Source organism: Oceanicaulis sp. HTCC2633 (assembly GCF_000152745.1).
GTDB lineage: Bacteria > Pseudomonadota > Alphaproteobacteria > Caulobacterales > Maricaulaceae > Oceanicaulis.
This window is the reverse complement of the sequence record NZ_CH672428.1, coordinates 2,570,942-2,588,038: the sequence shown is the minus strand read 5'-3', so window position 1 is coordinate 2,588,038 and position 17,097 is coordinate 2,570,942. Positions and strand designations below refer to the sequence as shown.

The following is a 17,097-nucleotide window of genomic DNA, read 5'->3' as shown; positions in this document are numbered from 1 at the left end:
TTGCGTTTACCCTGTTTCGAGTCGGGCCGCTAACCCTGGGCGAAAAAGCCCTTCAGGGCGCGCGCCGCCTGGCGGATGCGCTGCTCGTTCTCCACGACCGCCAAGCGCACATGGCCGTCGCCGCGCTCGCCAAAGCCCAGCCCCGGCGCGACGGCCACATCGGTTTCTTCCAGCAGCTTCTTGGCGAATTCCACCGAGCCCAGATGCGCGAAGCGTTCGGGGATCGGCGCCCAGGCGAACATGGTGGCGGGCGGGCTGGGAATGTCGAACCCGGCGCGGCCAAAGCTTTCCACCAGCACGTCGCGGCGCTTCTTGTAGATCTCGCGCGCCTCGACCACATGGTCCTGCGGACCATCCAGCGCCGCCACCGCCGCGATCTGGATCGGGGTGAACGCGCCATAGTCGAGATAGGATTTCACCCGCTTGAGCGCGTCCACGAGCCGGGATGACCCCGCCGCGAAGCCCATCCGCCAGCCCGGCATGGAATAGGTCTTGGACATGGAGGTGAACTCCACCGCCACATCCTTCGCGCCCTCGACCTCGAGGATCGAAGGCGGCGGATTGCCGTCAAAATAGATCTCCGAATACGCAAGGTCGGAAATGAGAACGAGGTCGTTCTCCTTCGCAATGCGCACGGCCTCTTTGTAGAAGTCGAGATCGACGACCTGGGCAGTCGGGTTCGACGGGAAGTTCAGCACCAGCGCCGACGGCGCGGGGATCGAGCGGCGGCAGGCATGCACCGCCTCGCGCAGGAAATCCTCGGGATCCTTGAAGCCGACCGGCCGCACGGCGGCGCCGGCGATCAGGAAGCCGAACATATGGATCGGATAGGACGGATCGGGCACGAGGATCACATCGCCCGGCGCGGTGATCGCCTGGGCGAGGTTGGCGAGGCCTTCCTTGGAGCCCAGCGTGACGCAGACCTCGGTATTGGGGTCGAGTCCCACATTGAAACGGCGCTCGTAATAACGCGCGAGCGCCTTGCGCAGGGACGGCACGCCCTGGCTGGCGGAATAGCGGTGCGCGCGCGGATCGGCGGCAACCTCGGCAAGCTTGGCGATGATGTGCGGGGCGGGGGCGAGATCGGGATTGCCCATGCCGAAATCGATGACGTCGCGGCCCTCGGCGCGATAGGCCTGCTTCATCCGGTTCACTTCAGCGAACACGTAAGGCGGCAGGCGCCGCTCGCGGTAAAACTCTTCCTGTTGAGACATCGGTTCAAATCGCCCTGCTTGAATGCGTCTGCAGCGTACTCCGCACGCCCCGGAGGGCGTCAATGGGGCGCAGCTGTGGCGAAGCAATGAATTGCACGGACATTCATGCGCAAAACCCGATTTTGCGACTAAATCGCCCGCTGGCTCAGCGATCAGGCGTCACCGGCAAGACCGGCAGGGCGTCCAGCATCAGTTCCAGCCGCTCACCCCCGCGCCGGATCGAGAACAGCACAGGCTCGGCGCCCGGCCCGACCTCACAGCCGCGCTCGGCGACAGGGCGGCCATTGACCGCCTCCACCCGATCGCCCACCTGCACACCGGCGCGAGACGCGGGCGTATCCTCGAACACGGCCCCAACGACCAGCGTCTCGCCTTCAGGCTCGAACACCGCGCCGAACTCGTAATGATCCTCCGCCGCGATCACCGCGCCCGGCGCATAAGGCTCCAGCCGGACCCGACGCGCGCGCTGATCGAGGGTGATGCGGTAATGGCGCAGGATCTCCCCACCCACAAGCTCGGCCTCGGGCACCTCTTCCAGCACCGGCGCCTCGAACGTCACGCCCGCCAGCGTCACCGTTGCATCAAGGCCGGACAGGGCGCGGGTTTCCAGCCGGGTCAGACGCGTTGCGCCGGTCAGCGGGCGAGCGGGACGATCAAGCTCAAAGCGGTCGATATGATTGACCGCAAGGATGACATCCGGCGCGCCGGTATCAATGAGAAGGCGGCGATGCCGTCCGCCCAGATCCACTCGCAGCCAGGGCCGCCGGTCCTCGCCCCGGCTTGAGAACACGGTCTCGCCATCGGGGCGCGGCAGGTCGCCGGTTTGAAGCGTCAGCGTCTGCGCCTCGTAATCAATGATCTGCAGGAAATCCTCGAACGCATTGACCGACAATATGGCGTCCACCGGGCGGCCCATCGCCGTGCTCAGATGATCCAGCTCCTGCACCCGTGCGGGCAAGCGGTTCAGCGTCACCGCCCCTGCCCGACCATCGGTCAGCGTCACCCGCGCGCCCTCATCAAACCGCCGCCCGCTCATCGCTTCCAATGCATCTGGATCAATGAAGCTCGCGCCCGCGCCGGTATCGTGCAGGAACTCGATCACATGTGGCGCCCCGCCCGTGCGGCTCTCATAGGTGACCGGCACGAACCAATAGCCCTTGCACAGCGTCACCGGCAGTTCGATGGGGTCGGAGGTCGCGGCGGCGGAGAGGCTCAAGGCCAGGATCAGGTCAAGCATGCGCCCTCCTCAGGGTCTAGAACGCCCCGCCCGCCGGTCGCGTCTCGCGCAGGGCGCGGCGGCGACGGTGCTGATCGGGCATCAGACCATCAAGCAAGGCATGAAAGCGTGACGAATGATCCATCACCAGAAGATGGCAGGCCTCATGCGCGCAGACATAATCGATCAGCGCTTCGGGATAGGCGATCAGGCGCGCATTCATGCGGATCGATCCATCGGACGAGCACGAGCCCCAGCGCGCCTTCTGCTCACGCACGCTGACTTTCGGACGCTTCGCGCCCAGCGCCCGGGCATAGGCTTCGAGCTTGGGCGTCATCAGGGCGAGGGCTTCGGCCTTGCGCCAGCGCTTGAGCGCGGCCAGCACCGCCTTGCGGCTGTCAGACGGATCAAGATGCCGGTCCACATGCACGATCACTTCGGCCTCGGTGCGCGTCACTGTGGTGCGGGCCTTGTCATGGGTTAGCACCGACAGGCGCAGATCCTTGCCCAGCCAGCCCACCCGCTCGCCATCCACGCCGCGCAGAGCGGGCGCAGTGCGCGCCTGACGCTTTTCCAGCCGGTCGATCACCCAGCCCGCCTTCTCGCGCACCACGGCATCGGCCTCGGCCACGCTGACGCGCGCAGGCAGGGTGACGGTCAGGCCGTCCTCACTGACTTTCAGGCCAATGGTCTTGCGGCGATGAGAGCGCTTGAGCGTGTAGAGCAAATCCCGGTCCGGGAGCTCGATCTGGCGCACCTGCGCGCTGTCCCGGCTCACGGGCGCGCCTCAGGCCGATCGGGGCGCGTTCAGCGCCACCGCGTGCAGCCCCAAAAGCATCACCGCCCCGCCCACAAACAGGCCCGCAAAAGGCGCCAGCTCCACCCGGCCCGCCGCCAGCGTCATGAACGCCATCACAAGGCCGTAGACAATGAGCGCAATCACGACGATGCGGCCCAGCGTGCGCTCCTGCGCGCCGCTCCAGCGCGCGCGTGATACCCAGGTGAATACCGGCAAAGCCACAAGGCTGGCCAAAAGCGCCAGATAGGCCGGCAGGCCGACACCCGCAAGCGCGCCCTGGGCCAGCAGCCCGCCCGCGCCCGCCAGCATCATCAGAACGCCCCAGACAAGGGGATGATTGATCCGTGCAAACATGAAGCGAGCTTAGACCGCGCCGGCAGAGCGCGCCAGATCAGGCTTTGGTGGGAACACGCGCCGCGATCATCATCAGCCCCATAAAGCCGACCAGACCGCCCAGTTGCAGGCCGATGCTAAAAATTCAACTCTGACAACAGACGAGATCTGACCAAATCTCTTGTGAAAGCTCAATTAGCTTAGCGTCTGCAATAATAGACTCTATTAATTCAGGACTTATCGGAAGGGAGATATCTGCAAAATACGAATCTAAAATCTTCCCCACTTCGATTGCTCGTTCATTATTTATACCATGCACTCCCAAATACTTTCTCGCAGCCTCCCAAGTTGCGCCCGCCCTACCGATTTCGACGTCAACGTATAAATAATCGTATAGAGTAATAAATACATATGATTGTCTACCTTTGCCACTTATGGCGCCAGACTCCGAAACCTCTTTTAGGGACAAAATAAATTCCAGCCTATGGTATGGATTTATCAATTGCCGCGTTTCAATCATGACAATCCCTGTACTTATCTCCTTAGAGCGATCCACCCACACTAAACCGGCCAATGCTGAGTAAGACCAACCAGACCATTTCGGCATCATCGGGGTTTATGTCCCCACCCTAAGCGCGTTTCTCCTGCGCCTCCATGCCCGATGCGGGCGGGAAGGGCACGATGTGGCGGATGGCGAGCTTGCGGGTCTCCCAGTCATTGAGGATGGCGGCGGCGTGCAGGCTGCCGGTCGCGGCGTAATGATCCTCGATCAAGGCGCGGCATCGGGCCTCGGCCTCACCGGCCAGCACGTGAACGCCGACGCTTTCAGGGTTGAGGCGCGGTTCAAGCCGGTCCTGCTCATCGAGCACAAAGGCTTCCCCGCCGGTCATGCCCGCGGCGAAATTGTCCCCGACCTTCCCGAGGATCACTGCAACGCCGCCGGTCATGTATTCACAGCCATTGGCGCCGCAGCCTTCCACCACCACGGTGGCGCCGGAGTTTCTGACCGCAAAGCGCTGGCCCGCCCCGCCCGCAGCGAACAACCGGCCCGAGGTTGCGCCATAAAGCACGGTGTTGCCGATGATCGCGTCGCCGGGGCGATGCTCCTTGCAGCCGCCAAAGGGGCGGATGGCCAGCGTCGCGCCCGACAGGCCCTTGCCCACATAATCGTTGGCGTCGCCTTCCAGCTCGATCCGCAGACCCTTGGCCGAGAACGCGCCCAAAGATTGCCCCGCCGAGCCGCGCAGGCGCAGGGTGAGCTGGCCGTCTTCGAGCCCTTCGGGACCAAAGGTGCGCACGATTTCCGATGACACCCGCGCGCCCACGGCGCGGTCGGTGTTCTTGACGTCATAGACAAGCTGCATCTTCTCACGGCGCGAGAAGACCGGCTCGGCGTCTTTCAGGATCTGCTCATCGAGCGCCGGAGACACCGGATTGCGTTGGGTGCGGGTCGAGCGCGGCGGCCGCGCCTGCGGGTCCACACGCACCAGAAGCGGGTTGAGATCAAGATCATCGAGATGATCCGCGCCACGGCTGACCTGATCGAGCAGGTCCGCCCGGCCGATCACGTCTTCCAGACGCTCCGCGCCGAGGCTGGCGAGAATCTCACGGGTGTCGCGGGCGATGAAGGTCATCAGATTGACCACATGGTCGGCAAGGCCCGCAAAGCGCTTGCGCAGCTCTTCATCCTGGGTGCACACGCCCACGGGGCAGGTGTTGGAATGGCACTGGCGCACCATCAGACAGCCCAGCGCCACGAGAGACGTGGTGCCGACGCCGAACTCTTCCGCGCCCAGCATGGCCGCGATCACGACGTCGCGCCCTGTGCGGATGCCGCCATCCGCGCGCAAGGTCACCCGCTCACGCAGACCGTTGAGCGACAGCACCTGATGGGCTTCGGATAGCCCCAGCTCCAGCGGTGCGCCAGCGAACTTGATCGAGGTTTGGGGGCTCGCGCCCGTGCCGCCCACACTGCCCGAGATCAGGATCACATCGGCATGGGCCTTGGCCACGCCCGCCGCGACCGCGCCAACACCTGCCGCAGAGACGAGCTTCACACAGACGCGCGCAATGGGGTTGATCTGCTTGAGATCGTAGATGAGCTGGGCCAGATCCTCGATCGAGTAGATGTCATGGTGCGGCGGCGGACTGATCAGCGTCGCGCCCGGCGTCGCATGGCGCATTTTCGCGATGAACTCGGTCACCTTGAAGCCGGGCAATTGCCCGCCCTCGCCGGGCTTGGCGCCTTGGGCGACCTTGATCTCGATCTCGCGGCACTGGTTGAGATATTCCGCCGTCACGCCAAAGCGGCCCGACGCCACCTGCTTGACCGCCGAGTTCATATTGTCGCCGTTCGGCATCGGGTGATAGCGTGCGGGGTCTTCCCCGCCTTCACCCGAGACAGACTTCGCGCCGATCCGGTTCATGGCCACATTGAGCGCGCCATGGGCTTCCTTGCTGAGCGCGCCAAGGCTCATGCCCGGCGTGACAAAGCGCTGGCGGATCTCGTTCACGCTCTCACAGCGCGACAGATCCACGGGGGCGCTGACCGGGCGCGGCTCGAGCAGATCGCGCAGCTGGATCGGTTGCTGCTCATGATTGAGCGCCTGCACATAGGCGCGATAGGCATTGTAATCCTCGTTGCGGACCGCCTTTTGAAGCAGCGAGATGGATTTGGCTTCCAGCGCATGGGCCTCGCCCGAGCTGCGCTGGCGGTAGAACCCGCCCACGGGCAGGCGCACGGCGTCTTCATGGCCCCAGGCCCAGCGATGCAGCTCGGCGAGCTTGGATTCCAGCCCCGCCAGACCAATGCCGGAAATCCGGCTGGTGACGCCGCCGAGATATTCGCTCGCCACGGCGCGGCTGAGGCCCAGCACTTCGAAATTGCAGCCGCCGCGATAGGAGCTGACCACCGAAATGCCCATCTTGGACATGATCTTGAGAAGGCCCGCATCAAAGGCGGCCTTCATGTTCTTCGCCTTCTGCTCCGGCGTCAAGCTTCCGAGATTGCGCTCGGAACGCGCGGCCACCGTCTCGAACGCCATATACGGGTTCACGGTCGTCGCCCCGAGGCCCACCAGAACCGCCAGCGCGTGCGGGTCGGTCACCTCGGACGTGCGGGCGTTGAGCGAGCAATAGGTGCGAAGCCCCTTGCGGGTCAGATGCGTGTGCACCGCCCCCACCGCCAGCGCCATGGGCACGGGCGCAAAGCGCTCATTCTGGTGCTCGTCAGTCAGGATCAGATGCTGGGCGCCGCGCTCGCTGATCGCCTCCTCGGCCTCGGCGCGAATGCGATCGAGCGCGGCCTTCAGGCCTGCGCCCGATCCGGTGGCTTCCTTGGCCAGCAAGGTGACGTCGATGATCGCGACGCCCTCGCCCAGCACCGCGCGCAGGCGCTCATACATGCCATTGGTCAGAACCGGCGAGTTCAGCACGAACACATTGGTCTGCGCCGCATCCTCGGCCAGCACGTTTCCGAGATTCTTGAACCGGGTCTTCAGGCTCATCACCCGGCCTTCGCGCAGCGGGTCGATGGGCGGGTTGGTGACCTGCGAGAAGTTCTGCCGGAAGTAATGGCTGATCGGGCGATAGCGGTTGGACAGGACCGCGAGCGGGCTGTCATCGCCCATCGAGCCGATGGCTTCCTTGCCGTCTTCGGCCATGGGCGAGAGGATGATCTCGATCTCCTCCATGGTCATGCCGGCGGCGGCCTGACGCCGGGCGCGCTCTTCGTCTGCGAACAGCAGCGGCTCGGGACCGGGGCCCACTTCGCGCTCGATCTCGCGCACGTTCTTCAGCCAGTCCTCATAGGGGTGCTTGGCCGCGAGCTGGTCGAGGATCTGGCTTTCGCGCAGGAAGCCGCCCTCGGCGAGGTCGACCGCGATCATCCGCCCCGGCGCCACCGCGCCGCGCTCGATCACCCGCTCGGGCTCGAGCTCGGCCATGCCGGTTTCCGACCCCACGGTCAGAAGCCCGTCTTCAGAGAGGCTCCAGCGCAGCGGGCGCAGACCATTGCGATCCAGCCCGGCGATCGCCCAGCGGCCATCGCACGCAATCACGGCGGCCGGCCCGTCCCAGGGCTCCATCACCGAGTTGCAGTATTCGTAAAGGCCGCGCCAGGCGCCGGGCATGATCTCGCCGCGTTTGGACCACGCTTCTGGGATCAGCAGCGTCTTCGCCATGGGCGCGGACCGGCCTGCGCGGACCAGGATTTCAAACACCTCGTCGAGCGCGGCGGAGTCAGACGCGCCGGGGCTGATCACCGGACGCACGATCTCCTCGGCGTCCTTGAAGGCGGAATGGGCCATGAGAATCTCATGGCTCTTCATCCAGTTGCGATTGCCCTTGAGCGTGTTGATCTCGCCATTATGGGCGAGCATGCGGAAGGGCTGGGCCAACTTCCATTCGGGAAAGGTGTTCGTGGAATAGCGCTGGTGGAAGATCGCGAAGGGCGAGACGAAGCGCTCGTCGCGCAAATCGGGATAGAACTGGTCGATGGCCTCGGCCAGGAACATGCCCTTGTACACAACGTCGCGCGCGGACAGCGAGCAGACATAGAGCTCGGGCACCGCTTCGGCGCGGGCGCGCTGTTCGATGCGGCGGCGCACCAGATAGAGCGCGCGTTCGAGCTCGTCCGCACCGCGATCGGTGGTGTCCTCGAACAGGATCTGCTCGATCGCCGGACGGGTCGCCGCAGCCTTGGCGCCGAGACAGGACGGATCGACCGGCACCTGACGCCAGCCGAACAGGCGCAGACCGGCGCGCAGGACTTCCGTCTCCACAATCGTGCGGCCCTTTTCCTGAGCCCCGAAGTCCGTACGCGGCAGGAACACCATGCCCACGCCGATGGCGTGATCGCTGGGCTCGTGCCCGGTGCGGGCCACCGCGGCCTTGAAGAAATCCTGCGCGATGCCGAGGCGCAGACCCGCGCCGTCGCCGGTCTTGCCGTCCGCATCCACCGCGCCCCGGTGCCAGACCGCCTTGAGAGCCTTCAGACCCAGCTCGACGGTTTCCCGGCGCGGCTCACCCTTGATGTCGGCGATCAAGCCGACGCCGCAGGCCGAGCGTTCGCTTTCAAGCTCATAGGCGCCGGCATCAATCAGACGCTGGCGTTCGGTCAGGTAATCAAACTGGCTCATTCGGCAGGCTCCGCGATCGGCTGGGTCTGCGCGGTCTTCGCGCGCGCCATCAGATCGGCATGGATGGTTTCAGCAGCGTCGAGACCGTCGCGAACGGCCCAGACCACCAGAGAGGCGCCGCGCACGGCGTCGCCGCCCGCATAGACGCCCGGCAGGGCGGTGCGGCAGCGCTCGCTGACCCGGATGGCGCCACGCGGGTTCAGCTCGAGCCCCTGGGCGCCCAGGCTTTCGGGGAAGTTCTCCGGCTCAAAGCCCAGGGCCGCGATCACCATGTCGGCGTTGCGATCCTCTTCCTGACCCGGCATTGCAACCGGACGACGACGTCCCGAGGCGTCCGGCGCGCCCAGCGTCATCTTCTGAATGCGCACGCCGGTGGCGGTCTCGGCATCCCCCAGAATGGCGGCGGGCGCGCTGAGCCAGTCAAACATGGCGCCCTCCTCCTCGGCATGAACCACTTCGCGGGCCGAGCCGGGCATGTTGGTGCGGTCGCGACGATACAGGCACGCCACGCTGTCCGCGCCCTGCCGAATGGCCGTGCGTACGCAATCCATGGCGGTATCCCCGCCGCCGATCACCAGGACGCGCTTGCCCTTGGCGTTGAGCCGTCCGCCCGATTCCGCCTCCTCTCCGAAGCCCGCCTTGTTGGACGCGGTGAGATAGTCCAGCGCCGCAACCAGCCCGCGCCCGCCGCCGCCCGGGCAGGTCAGCGCCCGGGCCGCATAGGCGCCGGCGCCCACAAACACCGCGTCATGGCGCTCGCGCAGCTGCTCGAGCGTGGCGTCCTTGCCCACTTCGAAATTGAGCTTGAAGACCACGCCGCCTTCTTCGAGCCGCTTGGTGCGGCGTTCGACGACGGATTTGTCGAGCTTGAAATTGGGAATGCCGTAGATCAGCAGGCCGCCGGCGCGATCCTGACGCTCATAGATCGTCACGTCATGGCCATGCTGGGCCAGGCGCTCGGCGGCGGACAGGCCTGCCGGGCCCGAACCGACAATCCCCACGCTGAGGCCCGTCTTGCGCACCGGACGAATGGGTTTCACCCAGCCGTTCTTCCATGCGGTTTCAGTGATGAAGGTCTCGACAGATCCGATGGTCACAGCGCCATGGCCGGACTGCTCGATCACGCACGCGCCTTCGCACAGACGATCCTGCGGACAGATTCGGCCACAGATCTCGGGCATGGCGGAGGTGGCCGAAGAGCGCTCATAGGCTTCTTCCAGACGCCCCTCGGCGACCAGCATGAGCCAATCGGGAATGTCATTGTGCAGCGGGCAGCCGGACTGGCAGAACGGCACGCCGCATTGCGAACAGCGTTCAGCCTGCGCCTCACCCTGCTCCAGGCTGAAAGGCGCATAGATCTCGTTAAAGTCGGCCCGGCGCTCGTCCGCGGACCGCTTGTCCGGGTAGCGCTGGTCCGTGCTCGTAAACTTCAGCACAGCCGTCTCCTCATGCTTGTCCGCGGCGTCTTGAGGACGCTCTTGACCCGGACATTCTTGCTGCATTGCATCATGAGAAGCGCCCAAAGCGCAAGCATGAGCCTGTTCAGCCAAGGGAAAACTAGTTCAGAGCCTTGTGAAACAAGGGCGTTAAGACCTGCGAAACATTTTCCGGCGGATCACCGCACATCGCCGTTGACACTCATTCGCAAGAACGGGTAGATTAATTGCGAATGATTTTCGGACACAGTCTCACTCAGAGGCTTCGTTCCGATCCTGTCGCATCGCTCAACGGACCCGGCCATGTATGTCTGCCTGTGCAACGCCCTGAAATGCGCCCAGTTCAAGGACGCCGCCAAGAATGGCGCTGGCGACGTGCCGAGCGCGTTCAAGGCCTGTGGCGCGAAACCGCGTTGCGGCCGGTGCTTTGAGGAAGCGGCCCGCGTCATGGGTCATGACCGGTCCGAGGCCGCCGGCGCGGCCGCCTGAGCCTCGCCCTATTCCGCCGGCAAGGGCGTTTCCTGCCGATCCAGATTATCGGACCGCCCGGCCAGCTCGGCGACGGACAAGGGCTGCACTAGCGGCAATCTGCTGAGCAGGGGCGCAACGAACGGGCCGCTGAACCAGCGCACGCCCAGCTCCCTGAGAACCGCGAAACTCGTCTGCCGAGCAACTGCCGCGGCATACACATCCGCCCCCATTCGCGCCGCCCGTCCAACGAAACGGGCCAGCTCGGTCTGGAGCTCCTCACCCATCGGCGAGCCCCGGGTCAAATCCTTCAAGGCGCCGCCAAAGGCCTGCACCCCGCAGTCTTCATAGCGTTCGATTTCAAACTCGAGCGCGTGGCAATGCACCAGGAATTTGATTTTCAGGGTGCGCAGCGTGCCCGTGATTTCCTGCAAACGCCCCATGGGCGCTCCATCCGGCGTGCCGTCTATCCGGATCGTCACCGCCTTGTGCAGGTGCTCGGGCAGGGCTTTGAGCCGGGCGAAATACTCCTGCCGGTCATGGGGGTCGATCAGGGTGCGATAGTGCGGCGTCAAACAGACCGCAGCCGCATGCCCCTTGATCCAGCTGGCTTCCAACGCATCCAGCACCAGCATCTGGACATCGAAATCCCGCTTGGCCGTCACATGCGCTTCGAACGGGTATTCGTGGCGGTGCCCGAAATGAAGCACGCCGGCCACATTGCGCACAGGCAGGCAGAATGAGGAGACCAGCGCCTGACGCGTGATGTCATAGACCGGCTCATAGGCCACCCGGGTGCGCAGGGTTTCAGGCTGATACCGGGTCTCTTCCGGCTTGACCCGTTCCTCACCGGCGCGCGATTCCTCTTTGGCGCTCACGCCCTGGGCCGCGAAGAAGGCCGCCAGCTCGGACTGATCCAGCCGCAAGGCTCTTGAGCGGACCTTGAGCTTGCGAAACACCTCATCCCCCACATAGAAGCGGTTGAGGTCATTGGAGATCCAGGTCGCCTGCGCTTCTGCGACATCCGCCCGGTCCGTCGCAAACACAACCAGGAAGCCCTCGTCACAGCGGAACAGAGCATCACTGGCGTGCAGGCGATGGGCGATGAAGGCCTCGCTGACATCGAAGATCTTCTGTTTGAGTTCGTCCCAGCGATCACCGGCCACAGTCTTGATCAGATCCAGATTGATGATCTGGAACTGGCCCAGCGCCACGCTTTTGGAGCCGCGAAGCTGATCGCGGATTGAGGCGAGGATCTCGGCAGGCCTCGGCATTGCTGTCCTTTCGCTCCAGACAGTCCGGTCTGCAGGCTAGGCCATCACAGAGCAGAAGCGTGCGCTCTGAAAGTGAAGAATTCCTGAGTCAGCCAGACCTCTGCAACTCAGTTTCAGTGACGAAGAAAAACGGCCTAAAGCCCTTCCCTCACTGACAAAACGCGTTAGCCTTGCGACGTGGCGAAAATCAGATGGAGGCGACCTTGAAGGGCGATCCCAAAGTCATCGAGCACCTGAACAAGGCGCTCAAGCTGGAGCTGACCACGGTCAACCAGTACTTCCTTCATGCGCGCATGTTCCGCGACTGGGGCTTCGCCAAGATCGCCAAGATCGAGTACGAGGAATCCATCGACGAGATGAAGCACGCGGATGCCCTGATCGAGCGCATCCTCTTCCTTGAAGGCCTGCCCAATGTGCAGGATCTGGGCAAGGTGCTGATCGGCGAGACCCTTAAGGAATGCCTCGAATGCGATCTCGAGGCCGAACGCCGCGCCCACCCGGTCTACAAGGACGCGATCGCCTATTGCGAACAGGTGGGCGATTACGTCTCCCGCCAGCTCTTTGACGAGATCCTGAAATCTGAGGAAGAGCACATCGATTATCTCGAGACCCAGCTGAGCGTGATCGAGAAGATCGGCGAGGAACGCTACATGCAGAGCCAGCTTTCGCCCGGCGAGATGAGCTGACGCCAATCCGTCTCCGGCCTTCCAGAACGCCGCCTTCCGAGGCGGCGTTTTGCATGCGGCGCAGAGTTGCGCCCTTGCGGGCGACAGGCGGAACGGCTATCTGAGTGAAACATTATAACACTCGCTCAGGTTTGCCGCTTCCGTGTCTGCCGCCTATCTCCTCACCCTCGGCCTTGGGATGACGGCTGCGCTGGTCTGCGCCGCGGCGCTGGTGCTCGTACATCGCGCCCGGTCCTTCACGCGTGAGAACGCCCCGCTCTTCGCCGCTTTCTCGGGCGGCGTGGTGGTGACTCTGGCGCTGGTGAAGCTGATCCCCGAAGCGCTGTCCTTGCACCCCCATGCAGGCTGGCTGGTGCTGGTCGGGTTCGGCTTTGGGCTGATCCTGCATGTGCTGGTGGGGACGACCATGCAGACCCGGGGCGGCGCCAGTCGGCTTCGCGCCCTGGCGCCGGTGCTCGCCATCGCCGTGCACTCCTCGCTCGACGGCACGGTCTACGCCGTCACGGCGGCGATTGATCCGTTCACCGCGATCAGCACGGCGACCGGCCTGATCCTGCATGAAATGCCCGAGACGCTGATCTGCTTCCTGCTGTTGCAGCGCGGCGGCTTCACGGACCGCTCGGCGACCCTCCTGGCGTTCCTCGCCGCAGGCGCGACCACCCTGGTGTCCGCCATTATCTCCGGCCCGTTTGCGCTGAGCGTGGATCCCAGCCTTCTGGGCGCCCTGTTCGCCGTGGTTGCTGGCCTGCTGTTACAGGTGGGCGCCTCTCACCTTCTGGGTGAAACCGTCCAGGCCGGCTGGCTGCGTGGTCTGGGCGCGGTCTTCGCCGGAACCGCGGTCGCCGCCGTGATGACGCTCGCCCATGGCGAACGCCATGATCATGATCAGCATGGACATGGCGGCGCCGACATGCCTGACTTTCGATTGACCGACACCTCTGGAGATCTCTGATGCGTCTTGGCCTCGCCTGCCTCACCGCCTGCCTGCTGTCTTCGCCGGCCCTTGCACAGGACGGCATGCGCCAGCTGGGCGCTCATGTTCACGGCGCCGCCCAGCTGGCTGTCGCGGCCGATAGCGACGGCGCGGTGCTCGCTGAACTGACGACGCCGGCTTACAATCTCTATGTGTTCGAGCACGCCCCCGAGACGGCGGCCGATCGCGCCGTGGTCAGCGAGGCCGCGCGCACGCTGTCCGGCGCGTCCATGATCGCCCTGTCCGGCGCCGCCAATTGCACGCTGACCGGCACGCAGGTCGGCGGCGGTCCCGATGTGGCGGCTGACCATGACCACGAGCACGAGCACGAGCACGAGCACGAGCACGGCGATCACCACGATGCGGATCATGATGACCAGGACCATCATCACAATGAGGACCACCATCACGAAGCGACGCACGACCATGGCGAGGGTGAGCACACCCATGCGCATGACGAGGACGCCGGTCTCGGCCATGCCGATGTGGTGGTGAGCTGGACGTTCGAATGCGCTCGCCCGGCCCGCCTGTTAGAGGTCGACCTCTCGGGCCTCTTTGCCGCATTCCCGCAATTTGAAACGCTGGAAGTGCAGTATTTCGACGGTGCGCGGGCGGCCGCCCGGGACCTCACCCCGGCCCGTCCGGTGCTGACGCTGGACTAGGAACTGGAAGTTTTCACGCTGGTAACTTGCGCTTCCGCGTCCGGAAGCGCATTTTGCCGGCATGATGCGCACCACACTGCTTTCCGCCCTTCTGGCTTTCAGCGCGCTGACCGGCGCGCCGGAGGCTTTCGCCGCTGACCGCGCCGAGGCGCAGTCCACCCCTGAATTCCTGGATCTGTCCTGGGCCGACCTGCTGCCCGAGGGCGAGGCCGAACGGATCGCCCAGCTGCAGCAGATGCAGGCGGTCCAGAACGGCATGGACCATTTCGGCGTCGAGCGGATGCCGCAGGTGCAGACCTTCAATACGGTGGACGCGCTGGACGGACAGGTCGTGCGTATGGGCGGCTATGTGCTGCCGTTCGACTTCACCGGCTCACGCGAGATCAGTCGCTTCCTGCTGGTGCCCTATGTCGGCGCATGCATCCACGTGCCGCCGCCCCCGCCGAACCAGCTCGTGTACGTACATGCTGAAACACCGATCCAGATCCAGGGCCTTTGGGACCCGGTCTATGTCAAAGGCGTGATGCATACCGATCGCCACGACAACGATCTGGGCGACACGGCCTACACGCTCGAACTGATCGAGATCCAGCCTTACGAGAGCTAGGCTAGGCGCTCACGTCTGCGTGAGTCCCATTTTCGGCGCCAGTTCGCTCGGTTGCGGCCACAGACATCCACGAAGGTGCAAAGGCTGAACTGCACGCTCTTTGCGTGTGGCAGCTTGGGGCTCGCCCTGTGTGTATCAGCGCGGCACAGTATCGTCAGAGGGGGGCGATCGAGGCCTGCGCGACCGCGAGGCGAGTCCCACCCCTTTCCTTCAGGCTGAAACGCGATCACGCCAGAACAGGGTGACGTTCCGGCCCGCAAACTCCGCCGGCTCCGACAATGAAAAGCCCAGCTTTTCAGCCACCCGGATCGAAGCGCGATTGTCCGGATTGATGATGGCGCAGCACCGCGCCGCCTGCAGCGCTTCATCGGACCACGCCATCACGGCGCGCATGGCTTCGGTCGCATATCCCTTGCCGTGACAGTCCGGAGAAAAGACGTAACCGGCTTCCGGCACGCCTTCGATGGACGGGGTCATCTCGCGCTTGAAATCGGCCAGACCGGCCTGTCCGACAAAGCGTCCGCTCTCACGCTCGATCACAGTCCAATAGCCATAGCCCAGCAGCGACCAGAGACCGGGAAACCGCAGCAAACGCCCCCAGCTCTCGCTCCGGCTGGAGGCGGAGCCGGAGATATGGCGCACCACGGCTTCATCCGACCACAGCGCCACGCTCGGCTCGAAATCCTCCAGCCGCGTCTCTCTCAGGATCAGGCGCTCGGTGTTAAGCGTGGGACAGGGACGACCGCTCATGCCGACTGGCGCGCAGGCTGGCGGAAACCGAACAGCAGAGCCAGCGGCGCGAGCCAGGGGAAGATCCGCTCGAACGGATCGCCCGCGACGCCTGCGAGCGAGGAGAGCATGGCCCCCAGACCGCCCATCGCCTGGCCATCCACCTGGCCGAAGACATAGAAGACCACGGTCAGCGTGAAGCCGGTGAGGATCGCGCCCAGAATGGCGAGCCCCCGGGATTCGACCCCGCACACCCGGGCCACGATCACGGGGCCGAACGCCGCGCCCAGCGCGGACCAGGAAAACAGAACCCGGTCAAAGATCGAGGCCGGCAGGCTGAGGGTCAGGGTGACGGCGAACACGCACAGGGCCGCCATGGTCAGTCGGCTGACCAGCATTTCCCGGCCGGCGAAACGCTTGTCGAGACCGAGATCATTCACCGCCGCCGCCGAAGCCGCGATCAGCAGCGAGTCCACCGTACTCATCACCGCCGACAGGACGGCGGCGATCACGATGCCGGCAAGGATCGCCGGCAGGACGCGGTCGGCGATGTCATACATCAGCGCTTCGCCATCCGGCGCATCCATGATCAGCGCGCGCCCGGACAGCGCCAGAACCGCCATGCCCAGATGGACAATGACGCCCCATCCGATCGCGATGGTGAAGCCCCGGACCCGGGCGTTCTCGTCCCGGACCGCCATGAGCCGCGCCAATAGATGCGGTTGCCCCAGCGCGCCCAGCCCGATGGAGGCGATGCCGAAGGCGAAACCGAGAAAGGCGAACAGCCCGCGGCCGCCCATCGGATCGAGATAGGCGGCCGGCATGGTGGTCGACAGCGTCTCCATCACGCCGCCGACCCCGCCGGCGCTGAGAAGCGCCAGAAGCGGCAGCGCCACCGAAATCAGGGCCATGACGCCGGCCTGCAGCGTATCGGTCAGTGAAACCGCCCAGAACCCGCCCATGAGCGCGTAGATCAGGATCACCCAGGCGCCCAGCAGCACGCCTTCCCAATGGGTGAGACGGAACTGGCTTTCAAACGCCACCGCCGCAGCGCCGAACTGGGCCGCGATGTAGACCATGAAGGTAAAGAGGACGAGCAGCCCGGCGACGCCCCGAACCCACCCCTTCCAGCGACCCGCACGCGCCGCAATGAAATCGGAGGAGGTGATATGGCCTTCTTCGGCGGATTCCGCGCGTAGCCGGGGGCCGAAGAACAACCAGATCACGGCATAGGCGCCCAGAATTCCAGGGACCATCCACAGGGCGGACACCCCCTGATCATAGACAAATCCCGTATAGCCCAGCAGCACCCAGGCCGAAGAGGTGGAGGCGGCGTAGGACAGCCCCGCCACCCACGGCCCCATATTCCGGCCGCCGAGAAAGAAGTCGGTTTCATCGCGGGTGAATCGCGCCGCCAGAACCCCGATCAGGATCAGGCCCAGCTTGTAGGCGATAAGCGTAATCAGCACGATGCCGGCGGTGGCGCCCAAATCGTCCATTCTCTCTCCCCATGACTGGGTGAGAGCGTAAGCAAAATCAGAGAGCAAGGGCAGGGTCTTTTT

15 protein-coding genes are annotated in these 17,097 nt (G+C 64.7%); 5 read left to right on the top strand and 10 right to left on the bottom strand.

Annotated features, from left to right (window positions below):
* Window positions 1-29: 29 nt before the first annotated feature.
* From OA2633_RS12270 to OA2633_RS12245, 7 genes are all read right to left on the bottom strand, one after another.
* Window positions 30-1,214 (bottom strand): LL-diaminopimelate aminotransferase, encoded by a 1,185-nt coding sequence (locus OA2633_RS12270; protein ID WP_009802882.1) that lies wholly within the window; start codon window positions 1,212-1,214, stop codon window positions 30-32.
* Between the two features lie 145 nt (window positions 1,215-1,359).
* Window positions 1,360-2,451: a PDZ domain-containing protein gene (locus tag OA2633_RS12265; RefSeq protein ID WP_009802881.1), complete on the bottom strand. Its 1,092-nt coding sequence runs from the start codon at window positions 2,449-2,451 to the stop codon at window positions 1,360-1,362.
* A 16-nt stretch (window positions 2,452-2,467) separates the two neighbouring features.
* Complete coding sequence (locus OA2633_RS12260) at window positions 2,468-3,208, bottom strand: M48 family metallopeptidase (RefSeq protein WP_009802880.1); 741 nt, start codon at window positions 3,206-3,208, stop codon at window positions 2,468-2,470.
* 9 nt (window positions 3,209-3,217) lie between these two features.
* Entirely contained in the window at window positions 3,218-3,583 is a 366-nt protein-coding gene (locus OA2633_RS12255; RefSeq protein ID WP_009802879.1) for a hypothetical protein, read from the bottom strand.
* A 124-nt stretch (window positions 3,584-3,707) separates the two neighbouring features.
* The gene (locus OA2633_RS16175) at window positions 3,708-4,172 is read right to left on the bottom strand and encodes a hypothetical protein (protein ID WP_156776241.1); all 465 of its coding nucleotides are present in this window, start codon (window positions 4,170-4,172) and stop codon (window positions 3,708-3,710) included.
* A 19-nt stretch (window positions 4,173-4,191) separates the two neighbouring features.
* Entirely contained in the window at window positions 4,192-8,700 is a 4,509-nt protein-coding gene (gene gltB, locus OA2633_RS12250) for a glutamate synthase large subunit (RefSeq protein ID WP_009802878.1), read from the bottom strand.
* On the bottom strand, window positions 8,697-10,202 hold the full coding sequence (locus tag OA2633_RS12245; protein WP_009802877.1) for an NAD(P)-dependent oxidoreductase: 1,506 nt from the start codon (window positions 10,200-10,202) through the stop codon (window positions 8,697-8,699). Before OA2633_RS12245 ends, gltB begins: the two co-directional genes overlap by 4 nt.
* Window positions 10,203-10,439: 237 nt before the next feature.
* On the opposite strand from OA2633_RS12245, the gene OA2633_RS12240 reads away from it, so the two are divergent.
* The gene (locus OA2633_RS12240) at window positions 10,440-10,625 is read left to right on the top strand and encodes a bacterioferritin-associated ferredoxin (RefSeq protein WP_009802876.1); all 186 of its coding nucleotides are present in this window, start codon (window positions 10,440-10,442) and stop codon (window positions 10,623-10,625) included.
* An 8-nt stretch (window positions 10,626-10,633) separates the two neighbouring features.
* Here the strand turns inward: OA2633_RS12240 and OA2633_RS12235 are convergent, their stop codons facing one another.
* Window positions 10,634-11,878 carry a hypothetical protein gene (locus OA2633_RS12235; RefSeq protein ID WP_009802875.1) on the bottom strand — a complete coding sequence of 415 codons (1,245 nt, stop codon included), beginning with the start codon at window positions 11,876-11,878 and terminating at the stop codon, window positions 10,634-10,636.
* Window positions 11,879-12,081: 203 nt separating this feature from the next.
* Between OA2633_RS12235 and bfr the strand changes: the two genes are divergently transcribed.
* The 4 genes from bfr (at window position 12,082) to OA2633_RS12215 (ending at window position 14,806) form a co-directional block, all read left to right on the top strand.
* A complete protein-coding gene (gene bfr, locus OA2633_RS12230; protein WP_009802874.1) occupies window positions 12,082-12,564 on the top strand; it encodes a bacterioferritin in 483 nt (160 codons plus the stop codon).
* 142 nt (window positions 12,565-12,706) lie between these two features.
* Window positions 12,707-13,516, top strand: coding sequence for a ZIP family metal transporter (locus OA2633_RS12225; RefSeq protein WP_009802873.1), 810 nt, complete (start codon window positions 12,707-12,709; stop codon window positions 13,514-13,516).
* Window positions 13,516-14,199, top strand: a complete 684-nt coding sequence (locus OA2633_RS12220) for a DUF2796 domain-containing protein (protein WP_009802872.1) — start codon at window positions 13,516-13,518, stop codon at window positions 14,197-14,199. The genes OA2633_RS12225 and OA2633_RS12220 overlap by 1 nt, the downstream gene beginning before the upstream one ends.
* A 61-nt stretch (window positions 14,200-14,260) precedes the next feature.
* Window positions 14,261-14,806 (top strand): DUF3299 domain-containing protein, encoded by a 546-nt coding sequence (locus tag OA2633_RS12215; RefSeq protein WP_009802871.1) that lies wholly within the window; start codon window positions 14,261-14,263, stop codon window positions 14,804-14,806.
* Between the two features lie 210 nt (window positions 14,807-15,016).
* On the opposite strand, the gene OA2633_RS12210 is transcribed toward OA2633_RS12215, so the two are convergent.
* Both OA2633_RS12210 and OA2633_RS12205 read right to left on the bottom strand, forming a co-directional pair.
* Complete coding sequence (locus OA2633_RS12210) at window positions 15,017-15,556, bottom strand: GNAT family N-acetyltransferase (protein WP_009802870.1); 540 nt, start codon at window positions 15,554-15,556, stop codon at window positions 15,017-15,019.
* Window positions 15,553-17,034: a sodium/proline symporter gene (locus OA2633_RS12205; protein ID WP_009802869.1), complete on the bottom strand. Its 1,482-nt coding sequence runs from the start codon at window positions 17,032-17,034 to the stop codon at window positions 15,553-15,555. The genes OA2633_RS12210 and OA2633_RS12205 overlap by 4 nt, the downstream gene beginning before the upstream one ends.
* Window positions 17,035-17,097 lie beyond the last annotated feature (63 nt).